Source organism: Methylobacterium sp. E-012 (assembly GCF_057836545.1).
Genome location: NZ_JBYQEY010000001.1, coordinates 4536947 through 4556332, shown reverse-complemented (window position 1 = coordinate 4556332; position 19386 = coordinate 4536947). Strand labels below are relative to the sequence as shown.

Annotated in this window: 18 protein-coding genes; 13 read left to right on the top strand and 5 right to left on the bottom strand. The window is 71.5% G+C overall.

Annotated features, from left to right (window positions below):
• The first annotated feature begins 131 nt into the window (after positions 1 to 131).
• The 4 genes from metX (at position 132) to AC3IF1_RS21780 (ending at position 4428) form a co-directional block, all read left to right on the top strand.
• Complete coding sequence (metX, locus tag AC3IF1_RS21795; protein WP_243970417.1) at positions 132 to 1337, top strand: homoserine O-acetyltransferase MetX; 1206 nt, start codon at positions 132 to 134, stop codon at positions 1335 to 1337.
• Positions 1338 to 1342: 5 nt separating this feature from the next.
• A complete protein-coding gene (gene metW, locus AC3IF1_RS21790) occupies positions 1343 to 2065 on the top strand; it encodes a methionine biosynthesis protein MetW (RefSeq protein WP_243970419.1) in 723 nt (240 codons plus the stop codon).
• Between the two features lie 313 nt (positions 2066 to 2378).
• Positions 2379 to 3494, top strand: coding sequence for a pyridoxal phosphate-dependent aminotransferase (locus AC3IF1_RS21785; RefSeq protein WP_489219304.1), 1116 nt, complete (start codon positions 2379 to 2381; stop codon positions 3492 to 3494).
• Positions 3487 to 4428: a prephenate/arogenate dehydrogenase family protein gene (locus tag AC3IF1_RS21780; protein WP_489219302.1), complete on the top strand. Its 942-nt coding sequence runs from the start codon at positions 3487 to 3489 to the stop codon at positions 4426 to 4428. Before AC3IF1_RS21785 ends, AC3IF1_RS21780 begins: the two co-directional genes overlap by 8 nt.
• 7 nt (positions 4429 to 4435) lie before the next feature.
• Here AC3IF1_RS21780 and msrA read toward each other — a convergent pair whose 3' ends face one another.
• On the bottom strand, positions 4436 to 5152 hold the full coding sequence (gene msrA / locus AC3IF1_RS21775; protein WP_489219300.1) for a peptide-methionine (S)-S-oxide reductase MsrA: 717 nt from the start codon (positions 5150 to 5152) through the stop codon (positions 4436 to 4438).
• Positions 5153 to 5314: 162 nt separating this feature from the next.
• Between msrA and trpB the strand changes: the two genes are divergently transcribed.
• Positions 5315 to 6556, top strand: coding sequence for a tryptophan synthase subunit beta (trpB, locus tag AC3IF1_RS21770; protein ID WP_489219299.1), 1242 nt, complete (start codon positions 5315 to 5317; stop codon positions 6554 to 6556).
• A 195-nt stretch (positions 6557 to 6751) separates the two neighbouring features.
• Here the strand turns inward: trpB and AC3IF1_RS21765 are convergent, their stop codons facing one another.
• Positions 6752 to 7276 carry a ComEA family DNA-binding protein gene (locus AC3IF1_RS21765; protein ID WP_489219298.1) on the bottom strand — a complete coding sequence of 175 codons (525 nt, stop codon included), beginning with the start codon at positions 7274 to 7276 and terminating at the stop codon, positions 6752 to 6754.
• A 134-nt stretch (positions 7277 to 7410) separates the two neighbouring features.
• Here AC3IF1_RS21765 and AC3IF1_RS21760 point away from each other — a divergent pair, with 134 nt between their 5' ends.
• Both AC3IF1_RS21760 and AC3IF1_RS21755 read left to right on the top strand, forming a co-directional pair.
• Positions 7411 to 9267, top strand: a complete 1857-nt coding sequence (locus AC3IF1_RS21760; RefSeq protein WP_489219297.1) for an ABC transporter ATP-binding protein — start codon at positions 7411 to 7413, stop codon at positions 9265 to 9267.
• Positions 9268 to 9328: 61 nt separating this feature from the next.
• Positions 9329 to 10240 carry a cell envelope integrity EipB family protein gene (locus AC3IF1_RS21755; protein ID WP_243970429.1) on the top strand — a complete coding sequence of 304 codons (912 nt, stop codon included), beginning with the start codon at positions 9329 to 9331 and terminating at the stop codon, positions 10238 to 10240.
• Between the two features lie 157 nt (positions 10241 to 10397).
• Here AC3IF1_RS21755 and AC3IF1_RS21750 read toward each other — a convergent pair whose 3' ends face one another.
• The gene (locus tag AC3IF1_RS21750; RefSeq protein ID WP_243970431.1) at positions 10398 to 10694 is read right to left on the bottom strand and encodes a DUF3572 domain-containing protein; all 297 of its coding nucleotides are present in this window, start codon (positions 10692 to 10694) and stop codon (positions 10398 to 10400) included.
• Positions 10695 to 10774: 80 nt separating this feature from the next.
• On the opposite strand from AC3IF1_RS21750, the gene AC3IF1_RS21745 reads away from it, so the two are divergent.
• The 4 genes from AC3IF1_RS21745 (at position 10775) to AC3IF1_RS21730 (ending at position 14623) form a co-directional block, all read left to right on the top strand.
• Positions 10775 to 11146, top strand: coding sequence for a response regulator (locus AC3IF1_RS21745; protein ID WP_012318846.1), 372 nt, complete (start codon positions 10775 to 10777; stop codon positions 11144 to 11146).
• 137 nt (positions 11147 to 11283) lie between these two features.
• Positions 11284 to 12657: a PleD family two-component system response regulator gene (locus tag AC3IF1_RS21740; protein ID WP_489219296.1), complete on the top strand. Its 1374-nt coding sequence runs from the start codon at positions 11284 to 11286 to the stop codon at positions 12655 to 12657.
• Between the two features lie 275 nt (positions 12658 to 12932).
• Positions 12933 to 13895, top strand: coding sequence for an acetyl-CoA carboxylase carboxyltransferase subunit alpha (locus AC3IF1_RS21735; RefSeq protein ID WP_243970435.1), 963 nt, complete (start codon positions 12933 to 12935; stop codon positions 13893 to 13895).
• Entirely contained in the window at positions 13892 to 14623 is a 732-nt protein-coding gene (locus AC3IF1_RS21730) for a DUF1796 family putative cysteine peptidase (protein WP_489219295.1), read from the top strand. The genes AC3IF1_RS21735 and AC3IF1_RS21730 overlap by 4 nt, the downstream gene beginning before the upstream one ends.
• A gap of 16 nt (positions 14624 to 14639) precedes the next feature.
• On the opposite strand, the gene AC3IF1_RS21725 is transcribed toward AC3IF1_RS21730, so the two are convergent.
• The gene (locus AC3IF1_RS21725; protein WP_489219293.1) at positions 14640 to 15542 is read right to left on the bottom strand and encodes a LysR family transcriptional regulator; all 903 of its coding nucleotides are present in this window, start codon (positions 15540 to 15542) and stop codon (positions 14640 to 14642) included.
• Between the two features lie 96 nt (positions 15543 to 15638).
• Between AC3IF1_RS21725 and AC3IF1_RS21720 the strand changes: the two genes are divergently transcribed.
• On the top strand, positions 15639 to 16814 hold the full coding sequence (locus AC3IF1_RS21720) for an MFS transporter (protein WP_489219292.1): 1176 nt from the start codon (positions 15639 to 15641) through the stop codon (positions 16812 to 16814).
• Between the two features lie 353 nt (positions 16815 to 17167).
• On the opposite strand, the gene AC3IF1_RS21715 is transcribed toward AC3IF1_RS21720, so the two are convergent.
• Entirely contained in the window at positions 17168 to 17419 is a 252-nt protein-coding gene (locus tag AC3IF1_RS21715) for a CCDC90 family protein (RefSeq protein WP_243943726.1), read from the bottom strand.
• Between the two features lie 434 nt (positions 17420 to 17853).
• Between AC3IF1_RS21715 and AC3IF1_RS21710 the strand changes: the two genes are divergently transcribed.
• The gene (locus AC3IF1_RS21710) at positions 17854 to 19347 is read left to right on the top strand and encodes a L,D-transpeptidase family protein (protein ID WP_489219291.1); all 1494 of its coding nucleotides are present in this window, start codon (positions 17854 to 17856) and stop codon (positions 19345 to 19347) included.
• Positions 19348 to 19386 lie beyond the last annotated feature (39 nt).

Here is a 19386-nt window from a genome sequence, read left to right as displayed (position 1 = left end):
CGCGTTGACGCTCGGCGCCGGGCGCATTACCTCCCGGCATCGCTGGCCGCATCGGGCGAGTGCGGCGCGTCAGGCGGCCCCGCGCTCACCCGGTTCGGATCGGCCCGGATACACGGTCGTCAAGACCCGCCATGGACACCCAGCCGGACACGGCCCTGCGGCCGGACCCGATCGACGAGCCGTCGCGGCGCGCATCCGAGCGCTCGCAGGCGCTCGACCCGAAGAGCCCGGTGGCGTGCTTCGCCGCCGACAGGCCGCTGCTGACCGATGCCGGCGTCGAGCTCGCGCCGTTCCGGATCGCCTACCAGACCGCCGGCACCCTCAACGCCGCGCGCTCGAACGCGGTGCTGATCTGCCACGCGCTCACCGGCGACCAGTATTTCGCCCACACCCATCCGGTCACCGGGAAGGGGGGCTGGTGGGAGACGCTGGTCGGCCCCGGCAAGCCGATCGACACGGACCGCTACTTCGTCGTCTGCTCGAACGTCATCGGCTCCTGCATGGGCTCCACCGGGCCGGCCTCGACCGATCCCGCGACGGGACGGCCCTACGGGCTGAACTTCCCGCTGGTGACGATCCGCGACATGGTCCGCGCCCAGGCCATGCTGCTGGAGCATCTGGGCGTCCAGGATCTGTTCCTGTGCATCGGCGGCTCGATGGGTGGGATGCAGGTGCTGCAATGGGCGGCGCTCTATCCCGAGCGCGTCTTCGCCGCGATGCCGATCGCCACCGGCGCCCGCCACTCCGCGCAGAACATCGCCTTCCACGAGGTCGGGCGGCAGGCGATCATGGCCGATCCCGCCTGGGCGGACGGGCGCTACCTGGAGGCGGGGACCCGGCCGGCCAAGGGCCTGGGCGTCGCCCGGATGGGCGCGCACATCACCTATCTCTCCGAGCCGGCGCTGCACCGGAAGTTCGGCCGCCGCTTCCAGGGCGGCTCGGCGCCGACCTTCTCGTTCAACGCCGACTTCCAGATCGAGAGCTACCTGCGCCACCAGGGCCTGAGCTTCGTCGAGCGGTTCGACGCCAACGCCTATCTCTATCTCACCCGGGCGATGGATTATTTCGACCTCGCCGAGGACCATGGCGGCGTGCTCGCCAACGCCTTCCGGGGCACGAAGACCCGGTTCTGCGTGATCTCGTTCACCTCCGACTGGCTGTTCCCGACCCGCGATTCCCGGGCGATCGTGCACGCGCTCAACGCCGCCGCGGCGCCGGTGGCCTTCGTGGAGGTCGAGAGCGACAAGGGTCACGACGCCTTCCTGCTCGACGAGCCGGCGATGTTCTCCGCCGCCCGCGGCTTCATCGACGCCGCCGCCCGGGCGCGCGGCCTGTGAGCGGCGTGCCCGGCAGGACGGCGTCGGGGCAGGCGGCCCTGGGCAAGATCGTCCCCGGTACCCCGTGGGAGAGTGCCGACATCCTCCCACATACCGGCGAGGGCAACGGCGCCCGGGTCGATCACCTCGTGGTGCTCGGCCTCGTCCCGGCGGGGGCCCGGGTCCTCGACATCGGCTGCGGCGACGGTTCGCTGCTGGCGCTCCTGCGCGACCGCCGCGGCATCGACGGGCGCGGGATCGAATTGTCGCGGGAGGGGGTGAACGCCTGCCTCGCCCGGGGCCTGCCGGTGATCCAGGGCGATGCCGACACCGACCTCGCCAATTATCCGGACGACGCCTTCGACGTGGTGGTCCTGTCCCAGACCATCCAGGCGACCCGCAATCCCCGGGTGGTGCTGGAGCATCTGCTGCGGATCGGCCGGCAGGTGATCATCTCGTTCCCGAATTTCGGGCACTGGCGGGTCCGGTCCGAACTCGCCCTGCGCGGCCGCATGCCGGTCACCGAGATCATGCCGGATGCGTGGTGGGAGACGCCCAACATCCACCATTGCACGATCCGCGACTTCGTCGGGCTGTGCCGCCTGATCGGCACCCGGATCGAGCACGCCACGGCGCTCGACGCCCGCGGCCGGCCGATGCGGTTCTCGATGCCCTGGTGGGTCTGGAACCTGTTCGGCGCGCAGGGGGTGTTCCTGCTCCGGCGCGACGGCGCGGAGGCGGGGCGGTAGGGGCGTCAGCAGCGATCCGCGCGGCGGGGCGACCCGCGTCCAGCAACGGCTGCCCCCCGGGCACCCTCCCTCCACTACGGGGGAGGCCGCGTGGCGGCTTTGGACCGCCACACCCGTCGACCGGGCGATGATCCCAACATCGGACGTGCGCATCCGGCAACCCATCGAGGGGGGAGCCGGCCGGAGACCCGACGATCGCCACGGCGGGCCGGACCAGGCAGGGCCTGCGGGCGCGGAGCCGGGTTCACCGGCAAAGGAAATGCTGTAGACGGGCGCGAGACCCCGCACGCCCGCGCATCCGAGTCGCATCGCCATGTCCGCCCCCCGACCCGCCCGCCCGGAACCGCGCCCCGGAATCCTGGCGATCGACACCTACGTGCCCGGCAAGAGCGGGCGGCCCGGCGGCGGCACGGTCCACAAGCTCTCGTCCAACGAGACCCCGCTCGGACCGAGCCCCGCGGCGCTCGCCGCACTGCACGCCGCCACCGCCAAGCTGGAGACCTACCCGGACGGGCGCGCCACGGTGCTGCGCACCGCCATCGCCAGGCGCTACGGGCTCGACCCGGAGCGGATCGTCTGCGGCGCGGGCTCGGACGAGCTGCTGTCCCTCCTCGCCTACGCGTTCTGCGGGCCGGGGACCGAGGGAATCTACTCCGAGCACGGATTCCTGGTCTACCGGATCGCCATTCTGGCCTCGGGCGGCGAGCCCGTGGTGGCGCCCGAGCGGGACCTCACCGTCGACGTCGACGCGATCCTGGCCCGGGTCACGGACCGCACCCGGATCGTCTATGTCACCAACCCCAACAACCCGACCGGCACCTACCTGCCCTTCGACGAGATCCGCCGCCTGCATGCCGGCCTGCCGCCGCACGTCCTGCTGGTGATCGACGGCGCCTATGCCGAGTATGTGCGGGCGAACGACTACTCGGCCGGGCTCGAACTCGCGCTGGAATCCGAGAACGTGGTGATGACCCGGACCTTCTCGAAGATCCACGGGCTCGCCGCCGTCCGGATCGGCTGGATGGTGGCGCCGGCCCACGTGGCGGACGCGGTCAACCGCATCCGCGGCCCGTTCAACGTCTCCGGCCCGGCGATCGCCGCGGGCTCGGCCGCCATCGCCGACGAGGCGCATATGGCGGCGGCGGCCGCCCACAACGCCGAGTGGCTGCCGAAGCTCACCGAGGGCGCCCGGGCGCTCGGGCTGACCGTGACGCCGAGCGTCGCCAACTTCGTGCTGATCCACTTCCCCGACGCGCCCGGCCGCTCGGCGGCCGATGCCGACGCGTTCCTCACGGAGCGCGGGCTGATCACCCGGCGCGTGACCGCCTACGGCCTGCCCGACGCCCTGCGGGTGACGGTGGCGGGCGCCGAAGCCAACACGGCCTTCCTCGCGGCGCTCGGCGACTTCGTGCGGGGCGCCCGTGCCTGAGACATCCGTGGGCGAGCCCCCGGTCGACCGCCTCGCCATCGTCGGGCTCGGCCTGATCGGATCCTCGATCGCCCGGGCGGCGCGGCGCTACGGCCTCGCCCGCACGATCGTGGCCGTCGACCGCGACGCGGCCGTGCGCGCGCGGGTGGCCGAGCTCGGCATTGCCGACCTGGTGACGGGCGACCCGCAGGAGGGCGCGGCCGGCACCGATCTCGTGATCCTGTGCGTGCCGGTGGGCGCCATCGGGGCGGCGGCGGCCGAGATGGCGCCGTACCTGAAGCCCGGCGCGATCGTGTCGGATGTCGGCTCGGTCAAGGGCGCCGTGGTGGCGGCCATCCGGCCACACCTGCCCGAGGGCGTCGCCCTGGTCCCCGGCCACCCGATCGCCGGGACCGAGTTCTCGGGGCCGGATGCCGGCTTCGCGACCCTGTTCCAGAACCGCTGGTGCATCCTCACGCCCCCCGAGGGCACGGATCCGGCCGCGGTGGAGCGGGTCCGGGCCCTGTGGGCGGGCATGGGCGCCAATGTCGAGACCATGAGCGCCGAGCACCACGACCACGTGCTGGCGATCACCAGCCACTTGCCGCACCTGATCGCCTACAACATCGTCGGCACCGCCGCGGACCTGGAAGAGGCGACGCAATCCGAGGTGATCAAGTTCTCGGCGAGCGGATTCCGCGATTTCACCCGCATCGCCGCCTCGGACCCGACCATGTGGCGCGACATCTTCCTCAACAACCGCGAGGCGGTGCTGGAGATGCTCGGCCGGTTCAACGAGGACCTGTCGGCGCTCGCCAAGGCGGTGCGCTGGGGCGACGGCGACGCGCTGCACGCGATGTTCACCCGCACCCGGGCGATCCGGCGCAGCATCGTGGCCCAGGGCCAGGAAACGGCCGCCCCGGATTTCGGCCGGCCCCGGCCGCCGGAGGCGTAGGTCCGGATTACGCCGGCGGCCGGTTCACCAGCACCGGCTCCGGCGTCGTCCGCTCCGGAAACAGCTGCTTCAGCGCGTCGAGCTTCGGCGCGTCGTTGACGGCGATGTAGGGGTGGCCCGGATGCTGGGCCATGAAGTCCTGGTGGTAGCCTTCCGCCGGGTAGAAGGCCGCCCCCGGCTCGATCCGGGTGGCGATCGGCTTTGCATAGGCCTTGGCCGCGTCGAGCTGGGCGATATAGGCCCGCGCCACCCGCGCCTGCCCGGGATCCTGCGGGAACAGCGCCGAGCGATATTGCCGCCCGCTATCGGGGCCCTGGCGGTCGACCTGGGTCGGGTCGAGGGCCACCGAGAAGAAGATCCGCAACAGCTCGTCGTAGCGGATCAAAGCCGGATCGTAGGTGACCGCCACCGCCTCGGCATGGCCGGTGCCGCCGCCGCTCACCGTCCGGTAATCGGCGTCCGCGCGGGTGCCCCCGGCATAGCCCGAGACCGCCTGGTTGACCCCGCGCACGTGCTGGAACACCCCCTGCACGCCCCAGAAGCAGCCGCCCGCGAACACCGCGACCCGCTGGCCGGGCGCCTCGCTCGAAACGGTCGCGGCCTCGGGCAGGCGCCGCGGCGCCTCCTCGGCGAAGGCGGCCAGGCGCGGCAGCAGCAGCGCCCCGGCGAGGCCGAGCCCGAGGGCCGCCCCGACGAGCGGGCGGATCGTGTCGCGAAGAGCCATGACTGTCCTCGTGGGCTATCCTCAAGACCTGAACGCCCATTCGTCCTCCGGGGCGCGAGGTTACAGGTCGCAAGTGACGGGGCTTGGGGACGCATTGCGGCGACGCCCACATGGGTCTACGCACCCGGCAACAGATCGACCCTCGCGCGCAGGATCCGTCCCGTGACCATCGCCCCCGAGCCCAACTCCTTCCGCACCGGCCCCGACGAGCGCGGCCGCTTCGGCATCTTCGGCGGCCGGTTCGTTGCCGAGACGCTGATGCCGCTGATCCTCGAGCTGGAGGCGGCCTACGAGGCGGCGAAGATCGACCCGGCCTTCGCCGCCGACATGGCGAGCTACGGCACCCACTATATTGGCCGGCCGAGCCCGCTCTACTACGCCGAGCGCCTGACCGAGCACCTGCGCGCCAAGGCGCCGGCGGGGCAGGGCGCCAAGGTCTATTTCAAGCGCGAGGAGCTGAACCATACCGGCTCCCACAAGGTGAACAACGTGCTGGGCCAGATCCTGCTGGCCCGCCGCATGGGCAAGCCGCGGATCATCGCCGAGACCGGGGCCGGCCAGCACGGCGTCGCCACCGCGACGCTCTGCGCGCGCTTCGGCCTCAAGTGCGTGGTCTACATGGGCGCGGTCGACGTCGCCCGGCAGGCGCCCAACGTCTTCCGGATGAAGATGCTCGGCGCCGAGGTGATCCCGGTGGAATCCGGCACCAAGACCCTCAAGGACGCGATGAACGAGGCCCTGCGCGACTGGGTCACCAACGTCGCCGATACGTTCTACTGCATCGGCACGGTCGCCGGCCCGCACCCGTACCCGGCGATGGTCCGCGACTTCCAGTCGGTGATCGGTCGCGAGACCCGGGAGCAGATGCTCGCTCAGGAGGGCCGCCTCCCGGATTCGCTGATCGCCTGCATCGGCGGCGGCTCCAACGCCATGGGGCTGTTCCACCCGTTCCTGGACGATCGCGAGGTCGAGATCTTCGGGGTCGAGGCGGCCGGCCACGGGGTCGAGTCCGGCCTGCACGCCGCCTCGCTCACCGGCGGCAAGCCGGGGGTGCTGCACGGCAACCGCACCTACCTGCTGATGGACGCGGACGGGCAGATCTCCGACGCGCACTCGATCTCGGCCGGCCTCGACTATCCCGGCATCGGCCCCGAGCACGCTTGGCTGCACGAGATGGGCCGCGTCCAATACCTCTCGGCCACCGACACCGAGACCCTGGAGGCGTTCAAGCTCTGCTCGATGCTGGAGGGCATCATCCCGGCCCTGGAGCCGGCCCATGCCCTCGCCCGGGTGCTGGACATCGCGCCCCAGCGCCCGGCCGAGCACCTGATGGTGCTCAACATGTCGGGCCGGGGCGACAAGGACATCCCGCAGGTCGCGGAGATTTTCGGGACGAAGCTCTGAGGGCGGACCGGCTCGGCCCTCGGCTCGGATCGCGGCCGCCGAATCGGCGGCGTTCTGCCGGCTCGGCCGCGTCTCATCCGTCGAGGACCGTGCGGTCGATCTCGATCCCTTATCCCGCGGCCTTCGAAACGAAGCGCAGGTAATGGCCGCCCGACCCTCGGGCCTGCGCATTCGATGGCGCGGGCGGCCCCCGCCTCACCGCACCGTCACCTGATCCTTGATCCGGTCGTAGACCGCCCGGCTGAGCACCCGCTTCGACAGAAGCTGATCCACCGCCGTATAGGGGCGCTTGGCGGCGATCGCCCGGCCGATGGCCCCGCCGCCGCGCAAACGGTTCAGGTCCGCCACCGGGGCGGTGTTCAGGTCGACCACCGCCAGGGCCCGGGGGCCGGCGCTGTCCTCCGCCCGGTCGACCTCGGCCTGGCCCGCCGTCTCCTGCGCCTGCGCCTGGGCTTGCACGCCCGGCGGCGTGGCTGGATCCCCCGGGGGGAAGGCGAGGGCGTCGGACGGTAACCCGCTCGGACCGGCGGGGATCGGGACGGTCCGGGGCGCGGCGGGCGGCTCCCGGGCGGGCTCGGCCGCCGCGGGCGGGGCCGGGGGTGGCGTCGGCACGGCCGGCGACTCGGCCATCGGCGCGGGCGCGGTCATCGGAGCGGGCTCCGGGCTCGGCAGCAGGAACTGCACCACCGCCGCGAGCACACCGGCAATGATGAGTAACACCGAAATTCTGAGAATCGCAGGACCGCTGAGCACGCACCACTCGACAAGGATTAAAACTATATGACGCTATCATTTACGCTGTCCTTACCGGTCATCCAACCGGGCTCCGCTGTCCGGCGCGAAATCAGCCGGGGATGACGGAGCGGACTCCGCCCCCGGGTGAGCGCCTCGGCGAGCGCCTTGGTGCCCTGCGCTACCTGCCCACCCTGTTCCGGGAGATCGCCGCGGCGAGCCCGCGCCTGCTCGCGGCGAGCCTGTCCCTGCGCCTCGTGGCGGCCTGCCTGCCGGTGGTGAGCCTGTACCTCGCCAAGCTGATCCTCGACGGGATCGTGGCCGAACACGCGCGCCCGGCGCCGGAGGGCGGCCTCGCCGCATGGCTGGCCGATCCCGGACGGGTGCGGCTCGCCGGGCTGGTGGCGGCCGAGTTCGGCCTCGCCCTGGCCTCGGACCTCACCGGACGCCTCGCCAACCTCACCGAGACCCTGATCGGCGACCTCTACGCCAACGCGGCCTCCCTGCGGCTGATGACGCATGCCGCCGCCCTCGACCTCGCGCAGTTCGAGGACAGCGCCCAGCAGGACCGGCTGGAGCGGGCGCGCCGACAGGTCAGCGGCCGCACGGGCCTGGTCGGCACGCTGTTCGGCCAGTTGCAGGCGCTCGTCACCCTCGCCACCCTGGCGGCCGGGGTGGCGGCCTTCACGCCCTGGCTGGTGGTTCTGATCGCCGCCGCCCTGGTGCCGGCGGTCCTCAACGAGTGGCACTTCACCAAGGCCGGCTACCGCCTCGCCTGGATCCGCAGCCCGGAGCGGCGCCGGATCGACTACCTGCGCTACCTCGGTGCCAGCGTCGAGACCGCCAAGGAGATCAAGCTCTTCGGCCTCTCGGACTACATCACCGGCCTCTACGCGGTGCTGGCGCGCCGGCTGCTCGCCGACAACCGCGGCCTCGCCGCCGCCCGGGCCGGCTGGGGCTTCGCCTTCGCGAGCCTGGGGACGCTGGCCTACTACGCCGCCTACGCGGTGATCGTCTGGCGGACGGTGGCGGGCGCGTTCTCGGTGGGCGATCTCGCCTTCCTGGCCGGCGCCTTCCAGCGCCTGCGCGGCGGCCTGGAGGGACTGCTCCTCGGCTTCACCCAGATCACCGGACAGGCACAGTACCTCGACGATTTCTTCTCCTTCTTCGCGATCCGGCCGCAGATCCGCTCGCCCGCGCAGCCCGTGCCGGTGCCGAGCCCGATCCGGGAGGGACTGGTCTTCGAGGATGTCGGCTATCGCTATCCCGGCACCGAGACCTGGGCCCTGCGCGGCCTGTCCTTCGCGGTGCGGGCCGGCGAGACCGTGGCGCTGGTCGGCGGCAACGGCGCCGGCAAGACCACAATCGTCAAGCTGATGACTCGTCTCTACGATCCGCACGAGGGCCGCGTGCTCCTCGATGGGCTGCCCCTCGCCGCCTACGACCTCGACGCCCTGCGGGGGCGGATCGGGGCGATCTTCCAGGACTTCGTCCGCTTCGACCTCACCGCCGGCGAGAACGTCGCGGTCGGCCGGATCGAGGCCGCCGCAGAGGCGGACCGGATCGCCGCGGCGGCCGCGCGGGGGCTCGCGGCCCCGGTGATCGAGCGCCTGCCCGAGGGCTACGCCCAGCCGCTGGGCAAGCGCTTCGCCGGGGGCCTCGACCTCTCCGGGGGCGAGTGGCAGAAGATCGCCCTGTCCCGGGCCTACATGCGCGAGGCGGAGATCCTGATCCTCGACGAACCGACCGCCGCCCTCGACGCCCGGGCCGAGTACGATGTCTTCGCCCGGTTCCGCGACCTCTCGGCCGGCCGCACGACGGTGCTGATCTCGCACCGCTTCTCCACCGTGCGCATGGCCGACCGCATCCTGGTGCTGGAGGGCGGCCGGATGCTGGAGGAGGGCAGCCACGCGGCTTTGATGGCGCGGGGCGGCCGCTACGCCGAGTTGTTCACCCTGCAGGCGGAGGGCTACCGGTGATCGCGAGGATTGCCCGATCCCGCAAGCCTGCTATCTGCGGCGGACTGAACCGAGGTCATCCATGCGCCTGCGCCTCTCCCGTCTCCTGACGGCCGGCCTTCTCGTCTCCGCCTGGGGCGCGCAGGCGGCCCCGCCCGCCGCGCCGGATCCGGAGGCCAAGCCGGCGACCCCGTCACCCGCGCCCGGGATCGTGCTCGCCAACCACCGGGCGGTCTACGACCTGTCGCTCGCCGAGGGCGGCGGCAGCCGCGCGGTCGAGAGCGCCCGCGGCCGCATCGTCATCGACTTCCGCGGCGATGCCTGCCGCGGCTACACGATGCTGACCCGGCAGGTCACGGAACTGTCCTCCGGCGAGACCGGGGCGCGCCTGTCCGACATGCGCAGCACCACCTTCGAGGGCGGGCAGGGCCGCGAGTTCCGGTTCAAGACGACGACGCTCACCAACAACCAGCCCGCCGCCCCGGTGGACGGGACCGCCTCCGAGCAGGGCGATTCGGTCACGGTGAAGCTGAAGGGCGCCCCGAAGCCGTTCACCGTGGACGGGCCGGTGCTGTTCCCGAGCGAGCACATGCGCCGCCTGATCGAGGCCGCGCGGGCGGGCCAGGCGACCCTGTCGGTCAAGGTCTTCGACGGCTCCGACGACGGCAGGAAGATCTATGACACCTTCGCGGTGATCGGCCACACGGAGACGGGTCCGGCGCCGGCCGCCGGCACCGCCCGGGACAAGCCCCTGCGCGCGGGCGCCCTCGCGGCCATGCCGCACTGGCCGGTGCGCCTGAGCTACTACACCGAGGGCGCCGGGGAGCGCACGCCGATCTACACCCTCGGCTTCGACCTCTACGAGAACGGCGTCAGCGGCGCCCTCAAGCTCGATTACGGCGACTTCGCCATTCTGGGCGACATGACCGCCCTGGACATCGATGCCGCAGCGGGGCGGGGCGACAAGGAGACGGGGAAGGGCTGCACGCCCTGAGGGCCCACCCGCGCCAATGAGGCGCGCGCGATCCCGGACAGGTGCGGCGGAGCGGAACCTGATCCGGGACCGCGCGGCGACAGTAGCGCCGTCCGAGCGGACGCCGCGCGTCTCCCTGCGCCCGGGAGAGAGCGGCCTCCGGACGAGCAAACGCGCCTCACGCCCATTCGTCGTCGGGCCGCGGCGACAGCCGGTGCCAGGCCGCGGCGATCCGCTCCGGCTTGACGCCCAGCGCCCCCGCGCAGGCGAGGAGGACGTTCTCGTCGCCCATCACGTGGTCGAGGACGCCCACCAGGAAGCTCGGCTCCCGGACGCTTGCCCGCACGGTGTCGAGGTCGAGCCCGGTCGCCGCCAGGAACGGCAGGAGGCGGTCTTCCTCCCCCGTGATCCACAGCAGAACGTCGAGGGCGAGCCGCTCGGCGGCCTCATCCCCTTGAAGAGGTTTGCCATTCATCAACATGTGAACGCTACAAAGGTGATGGAGGGGCTTCACCGCCCGCTAATCATGATCGGCGCGCACCGGGACAACGGATCATGAAGAAGACGGTGCTGATCGTCGAGGACAACGAGTTGAACATGAAGCTGTTCAACGACCTCCTTGAGGCGAACGGCTACGCGACCCTGAAGACCGCCCACGGCATCGAGGCGATCGAGCTGGCGCGCGCCCACCATCCCGATCTGATCCTGATGGACATCCAGCTCCCGGAGGTCTCGGGACTCGAAGTGACCAAGTGGCTCAAGGAGGACGACGACCTCAAGGGGATCCCGGTCATCGCCATCACGGCCTTCGCCATGAAGGGCGACGAGGAGCGGATCCGCGAGGGCGGCTGCGAAGCCTACCTGTCGAAGCCGATCTCGGTCGCGAAGTTTTTGGCAACGGTTCGCGCGTATCTTGAGCCCCGGTGACCCCGGAGGGGCGCGCCGTTGAGGTCGTCACCCGGCCGCGCCGAGCCGGATGACGGCTTCGCCCGTCTGTCTCGATGCGCGGCCTCGCGCCGATCCGCCCGGCTCCGGGCCGCACCGCCGCGTGTCAGCGAGGAACCATGTCGGCCCGCGTCCTGATCGTCGACGACCTGTTCCCCAACGTGAAGCTTCTGGAGACGAAGCTCGGGCTGGAATATTTCGACACGCTCGCCGCCATGAACGGCCGCGACGCCATCGCGATCTGCGAGAAGGGCCTGTGCGACCTCGTCCTGCTCGACGCGATGATGCCGGGCCTGGACGGGTTCGAGGTCTGCCGCCACCTCAAGAGCAACCCGGTCACCGCCCATATCCCGGTGGTGATGGTGACGGCCCTCGACCAGCCCTCGGACCGCCTGCGCGGCCTCGACGCGGGCGCCGACGATTTCCTGACCAAGCCGGTGGACGACACCGCCCTGTTCACCCGGGTGCGCAGCCTGATCCGGCTGAAGGCGGTCACCGACGAGTTGCGCCAGCGGGCCCTGGCCTCCCGCGAGTTCGGGATCGGCGATCCCCTGGCGCTGGCCGCCGCCGAGACCGGCCTCGACGCCCGCATCCTGCTGATCGAGGACCGCCCCGGCTCGGCCGAGCGCCTGGCCGGGGCCCTGCGCCAGCACCACGCCGTCACGGTCGAGCCCGATCCGCAGGCGGCCCTGTGGATCGCGGCCGAGGGGCAGTTCGACCTCGCCCTGGTGAGCCTCGACCTCGACGGGTTCGATGGCCTGCGCCTGTGCAGCCAGCTCCGGTCGCTGGACCGGACCCGGGCCATGCCGCTGATCATGCTGGCGGAGGCGCATGACCGCGCCCGGGTGGTGCGCGGGCTCGATTTCGGCGTGCACGATTTCCTGATGCGCCCGGTCGACCGCAACGAGCTGATGGCCCGGGCCCGCACCCAGGTGAAGCGCAAGCGCTTCACGGACGCGCTCCGGGGGGCCATGCAGGCCTCCCTGCAGATGGCCGTGACCGATGCGCTCACGGGCCTGCACAACCGGCGCTATCTCGACAACCACCTCGGCGCCCTGTTCGCCGACGCGTCCGCCCGGCGGCCGGCGCTGGCGGCGCTGATCCTCGACATCGACCATTTCAAGGTCATCAACGACAGCTACGGCCACGAGGCCGGGGACGAGGTGCTGCGCGGCTTCGCCGAGCGGGTCCGCCAGCACACGCGGCCCGTCGACGTCGTGGCCCGCTACGGCGGCGAGGAGGTGGTGGTGATCCTGCCGGAGGCGGGCCTCGCCGAGGCGCAGATCATCGCCGAGCGCATCCGCGAGCGGGTCGAGGCCGTGCCGTTCCCGGTGCAGCGGGCGACCCGGTCGATCGCCGTGACGGTCTCGATCGGCGTCGCCGTGCGGCACGCCGAGGACACGGATCCCGGCGATATGCTGCGGCGCGCCGACCTCGCCCTCTACCGGGCCAAGGCGGCGGGACGGAACCGGGTGGAGCCGCAGGCGGCCTGAGCGGACTCACCGGCGTAAGGTGAGGTTGCCCCGCGCAGGTCCGGGCGAAGACCCTTAGGTCGCCCGCGCGATTCGGCTGATCAGGCGCAGGTCGGCCGGGAAGATGAGCCGCACCGTCGGCCTGCGCCACAGGACGCCGTGCCGAGCCATCCAGGGGCGGCGGAGGACCGGCGGTCCGGACGCGGCCAACACGCCGGTTGACACCACCCCCGCCATCGCCAACACCTCGCGCCCGCCGCCCCCTGCGCGGCGGACCCGGGAAGACCTGTGACACGATGGCGGTGACGCGCACCTACCTGGACTTCGAGAAGCCGGTGGCCGAGCTGGAGGCCAAGCTCGAGGAATTGCGGGCGGTCGGCGCGCGCGACGGCGCGGTCGCGATCTCCGAGGAGGTCGGACGGCTGGAGGCCAAGGCCGGCCACGCGCTCGCCGAGATCTACGCGAACCTCACGCCCTGGCAGAAGACCCAGGTGGCCCGCCACCCGCAGCGGCCGCACTTCGTGGATTACTGCGCCGGGCTGATCACCGACTTCACCCCGCTGGCCGGCGACCGCAGCTTCGGCGAGGACGCGGCGATCCTGGGCGGTTTCGGCCGCTTCCGCGGGCGTCCGGTCCTGGTGCTCGGCCAGGAGAAGGGCGCCACCACGGAGGCGCGGCTGCGCCACAATTTCGGGATGGCCCGGCCCGAGGGCTACCGCAAGGCGGTCCGGCTGATGGAGACCGCCGACCGGTTCGGCCTGCCGGTGATCGCCTTTGTCGACACCGCCGGCGCCTATCCGGGGATCGAGGCGGAGGAGCGCGGCCAGGCCGAGGCCATCGCCCGGTCCACCGAGGCGTGCCTGGCGCTCGGCGTACCCAACGTCGCCGTGGTGATCGGGGAGGGCGGCTCGGGCGGCGCCATCGCGCTCGCCACCGCCAACCGGGTGCTGATGCTGGAGCACGCCATCTACGGGGTGATCTCCCCGGAGGGCGCCGCCTCGATCCTGTGGCGCGACCAGGGCCGGGCCGCCGACGCCGCCACCGCCATGAAGATCACCGCCCAGGACCTGCTGCGGCTCGGTGTCATCGACGGGATCATCCCGGAGGCCACCGGCGGGGCCCATCGCGACCGCGAGGCGGCGATCGGCGCCGCGGGCGACGCCGTCGCCGACGCGCTCGCCCCGTTCGACGGCCTGAGCCCGGCCGAGATCCGCGACAAGCGCGCGGAGAAATTCCTCGCCATCGGCCGGAGCCTGTGAGCACCCCGGGCGCGACGGGGGGCCTGCTCGGCGCCCTCGGGCGGCTGCTCGGCCGGCGCGACGCCCGGGAGCCGGGGCGCTACAACCACGTGTCGCTCGGCTGCAATTGCCAGATGGCGCACGTGCTCAAGACGCTCGACCTGCGCCTCTGGTCGGGGCCCCTCGACTGGGTGTTCTCGATGCCCGGCATGGCCCTCGATTGCCTCGCGGACGATTTCGCCGCGCTCACCGACCGGAGCCAGCTGGAGAGCATCCCGGAACCGGAGCGGCGCGGACCGGGCATCTGGCGCGGCCGGCACCGGCTCTACCGGGAGCGCCACGGCCTCGAATGCGTGTTCAACCACCACGACCCAGCGGCGAGCGAGGCGGATTACGCCTTCCTGACCGAGGGGGTGCGCCGGCTGCGCACGGCGCTCGACACCCCCGGAACCGACAACCGCCTGTGGATGATGACCCACCTGCACACGCCCCGGGCGACGGTTGAGGCGATCGACGATCTGCTCGCGCGGCGCGCGAGCCGCAACCACCTCACCTTCCTGCAACTCGAGCCGGGACATCCGGAGGTGGCGGTGGTCGAGGCCGCGGACCTGCGGCCCTCCTTGCGCTGGCTCACGGTCCAGACCGCCTCGGAGCCGGTCGGCCTGCGGCTCGCCGACCCGGCCGAGGACGCCCGGCTCGTGGAGATCATCCGCACCGAGGCGGCAAGGCGGCCGGTGGTGTTCGGCTGAGCAGTCGCCGCACCGCTCAACCCCCGCGCATCCGCTCCGCCAGAAAATCCACCAGCACCCGCACCCGGGCCGGCAGGCCTGCGCCTCCCACGAACACCGCGTGGATCGCCTCGCGGTCCTGCGGGTTGAACGGCTCCAGCAGGGGCACCAGCCGGCCGGCGGCGAGGTCGTCGGCGATGTGGAAATTTCCGACCCGGGTGATGCCGACGCCGCCGAGCGCGAGCTGCACCAGGGTCTCGCCGTTATTGGCCGCGAGGGTGCCGCGCACCGGCAGGATGACGTCGCGTCCGTCATCGCGGAACGGCCAGCCGGGCTCGCTCCGGCGGAAGGTGAAGTCAAGGCAATTGTGCTCGGCGAGGTCGGCGGGCCGGTGCGGAATCCCGGCCCGGTCGAGATAGGCCGGCGCGGCGACCACGGTCCGGCCGGTCTCGCCCAGCCGCCGGGCGGTGAGCGGGCTGTCGGCCAGGGGCCCGAACCGGATGCCGATATCGGCCCGGCCGCCGAGCACGTCGACGATTTCGTCGCTGAGGTCGATCTCGACCACGATCCCGGGATGGCGCACCACGAAGTCCCCGAGCAGCGGCACGATCACCAGGCGCCCATGGGCGGTGGCGGCGCTGACCCGGACCCGACCGCGCGGGCAGCCCTGATCGGAGAGCGCGGTCTCGGTCTCGTCGAGATCGGCCAGGATGCGCCTCGCCGCGCGCGCGTAGGTCTCGCCCTCGGCGGTGAGGCGCAGCGTCCGAGTCGTCCGGACCAGGAGCTGCACGCCGAGCCGAGCCTCGATCCGGGCGACGACCCGGCTCACCGCCGAGGGCGTCAGCCCGAGCCGGCGCGCCGCCGCCGACAGGCTGCCGGCCTGCGCCACCGCCACGAATACAGCCATGTCCCCGGCGCGGTCGGCCTTGTCGCGCTGCATTCGTGCCTCCACCACACAGATCTTGGTCCCGCCAACGGACTACTCCCCGCACGCCGAATCCGCCACCTGCGGTCCCGGAACACCCGGAGACCCCCCATGGCGATCAATCCTCCCCTGCTGGCCCTGGCGGTCGGCGCCTTCGGCATCGGCGTTACGGAATTCACCCCGATGGGCATGCTGCCGCTCATCGCCGGGGATCTCGGCATCTCGATCCCCGCCGCCGGCCTCGTGGTCAGCGCCTACGCGCTGGGGGTGCTGGTCGGCGCGCCGCTGATGACCCTGGCCTCGGCGCGCATACCCCGCCGCCGGCTGCTGGTCGGGCTGATGGCGATCTTCACCCTCGGCAACCTTCTGGCTGCCGTCTCGGACAGCTACGCCATGCTTGTCGTGGCCCGCCTCGTCACGGCGCTGAACCACGGGGCGTTCTTCGGGATCGGCTCGGTGGTGGCCGCCGGGATCGTGCCGCCGGAGCGCCGGGCCGCCGCGGTGGCGTCGATGTTCTCCGGGCTCGCGATCGCGACGATCGGCGGCGTGCCGCTCGCCGCCTGGATCGGCGAGGTTCTGGGCTGGCGCACGGCGTTCTGGGGCATCGCAGGCGTCGGCGCGGTCGCCATGGTAGCGCTGCGCCTCGCGTTGCCCGAGTTGAAGGTCGAGGCCCGGGACGACCTGCGGGCGGAGTTGCACGCGCTCGTCCGCGGCCCGGTGCTCGCCGCGCTGGCGCTCACCATGGTTGGCTTCAGCGCGATGTTCACGCTGTTCACCTACATCGTGCCGATCCTGCGGATCGAGACCGGCGCGACGAGCCTGTTCGTCACAGCGATGCTGGTGCTCTTCGGGATCGGCCTCACGGCCGGCAATTGGCTGGGCGGTCGCCTCGCCGACCGCTCGGTTGACGGCACCATCCTCGGATCCCTGGCGGCCCAGATCGTCATCCTCGCGCTGTTCGCCTGGGGCATGCACGGGGAAGCGTCGGCGTCGCTGCTGATTGCCCTCTGGGGCACCGCGAGCTTCGCCATCGTGCCCCCGCTCCAGATGCGGGTCATGGATGAGGCCAGCGCGGCGCCGAACCTGGCCTCGGCGATGAATATCGGCGCGTTCAACCTCGGCAACGCCATCGGGGCGGCGGTCGGCGGCGGCGTGATCGATGCCGGGCTCGGCTACGAGGCCGTGCCGCTCGCGGGCGCCGCCATGGCGGCGTTGGGGCTCGCTTTCCTGCTGTGGCTGCGCCGGGACGGACGGGCGCGGGCCGCCGCAGTGGCGAGCTGCGGATAATATCGCCCGCTCAAGGACTTAGAACCATCTGCGAAGGTCTTGGATTCAAAAGGTCCGGGACCTAGCCCTTTCAAGGTGTTTGGATGGGGCCGCGTTCGGGACGTTTCGCCGACGGGTTCACACGTCTCCACTTGACGGCAACGCTCTGGAAAAGTGGCGCTTTCCCCGCCCCCTTGCGGGGCAGAGAGCGCGTCGCGTCTCGCTTGAATGGCTGCGCCAAACACCTTGAAAGGGCTGGGTCCGGGACCTTTTGAGGGCCCAGGGCAAAGCCCTGGGTCGAGCGAAGCTCGATGCATCTGGTCTCCGCCCCGATACCCCGCCAAAGGGCTGGGCCCTCTGGAAACCCGGTTCCGTCAGTGCGTGGCGCGCGACAAGGCGACAATGGCGCCGACGATGACGATCGTCTGGAAGCCGATCGAGCCGATCACCCACTTCATGATGTCGAACTTGGCCTCGGCCAGATCGGTCTTGGTGACCAGGTTCGCGAGATCGGCATCGCGACTCTCGCGGATCGCACTAGTGATCGCCTCGGCCTGATCCTCGGACAGACCGGATGCCTTGAGCCGACGGACCAGGGCATAGGTGTCGAGTGAGAGCGCCGTCATGGGCCACGCCTCCCTCTTCGCGAGCCGGTTCCGGCCGCTGTGATGCCTGGATCGATCCGGATACCGATGCCCATCGCTCGCTGATTCCGGCAGAAGCTCGCGCGTCAGGGAAAGCTGGCGATTTTGCCGAATGGGCGCAAGCTGGTCCTTGCAGCGTGCGTCTCCTCACCAACACAGCGGCTGGATGCCTCGGGGTCGCGGCAAGCCCGAAGCCGTTCAGAACAGGAATGATTCGTCGCTGGTGGCCCGACCCGGATCGCCTTCCCTGCAGGCTCGGCGGCGCCGCCATTCACCGAAGAGTCCCGTGCCCTGTTGCAGACAGGATCTTGCGGTAACAAAGGCGCAAGCTTAACGAGCCTATTGGGTTGGGGAGTGGCGCCCGATGTCGGCTATGAAAAGGCCGCCGGGCGCAGGCTAGGACGACGAGGTTCCCCATGACGGCGCGTCTCGCGACTGCGCGACTGCTGGCGGCCGCTTCCCTGCTGGCCCTCGCGCTGGCCGGCTGCCAGGACGGTTCCGGGATCAACGGCCCGAGCGCGCGCAGCCTCGCGCCGATCGACCCTCAGACGCTCGCCCTGATGCAGACCAAGGGCCTGCAGCCATCCGACCCGATCCTGATCCGCACCTACAAGAAGGAGGCGGAGATGGAGGTCTGGAAGCGGGGCGGCGACGGCCGCTACGCCCTGCTCAAGACCTACCCGATCTGCCGCTGGTCCGGCCAGCTCGGACCGAAGGTCCGCGAGGGCGACCGGCAGGCGCCGGAGGGCTTTTACACGATCACCCCGGGCCTGATGAACCCGAATTCCGCGTATTACCTCTCGTTCGATACCGGCTTCCCGAATGCGGTCGACCGGGCCAACGGCCGCTCCGGCCGGTATCTGATGGTGCACGGCACCTGCTCGTCGGCGGGCTGCTTCGCCATGACCGACGCCACCATCGCGGAGATCTACGCCATCGCCCGCGACGCGTTCATCGGCGGCCAGCGCAGCTTCCAGTTCCAGTCCTACCCGTTCCGGATGACGGCCGAGAACATGGCCAAGTTCCGCAACGACCCGAATATCGGGTTCTGGCGCAACCTCAAGGAGGGGTCGGATTATTTCGAGGCCCTGCGCGAGGAGCCGAAGATCGGCCAGTGCGGGACCAAATACGTGTTCGGCGGCGCGGATGCCGTGGCCGGTTCGTGCAAGCCGAAGGTCGAACCCCAGGTTGCCGAGAAGAGCGAGCGCGACGAGCGCACGGTCGCCGAATTGGTCGCCAAGGGCACGCCGGCGGTGCGGGTGGTCTACCAGGACGGTGGACAGAACCCGGTCTTCCGCCCGCCGGCCAACACCAGCGCCTTCGCGAGTCTCGGCGGCACCGAGACGGTGCTGCCCTACGACGCCAAGGAATACGGCCGGCACAATCTCGGCGATGTCAGCCGCCCGGAGACCCTGGCGGCGGGCCCCCAGGAGATCGAGTTCGAACCCAAGGGGCAGCCGACCCTGGTGGCGGCCGCCGAACCGGCCAAGGCGGCCAAAGCAGGCCGGGCGGTCGGCAGGGGGCCGGCGAAGCCGGTTGCCGCGACCCTTATGGCGAACCGAGCCGAGCCTGAGATCAAGGTCGACACCACCGCGGCCCTGCCCGAGAAGCCCGCGCGGATCGCCGTGGCGGACGCGGACGGCGATGCGAGCAGCTACCAGAAACTGTTCGGCACGCTCTTCGCCAAGAACAGCGCGGCCCCGACCACCCCGCCGACCCCGGCGGTCGACGCCACGCTCGTCCCCGAGCCGGTCAGGCTGGCGAAGGTGGCCGACGCGGTGTCGCCCAAGCACGTCGTGAAGGCGCACGCGACGCCCGCCAAGGGTCAGGGGAAGATCGCCCTCGCCAAGACTCAGCCGGAGGGCAAGCCGAAGGACGACAAGGCGAAGGTGGAGAAGACCAAGCCCTGATCCGCGCGAACCGGCGCGATGGCCGCCCCGCTGCGGGCG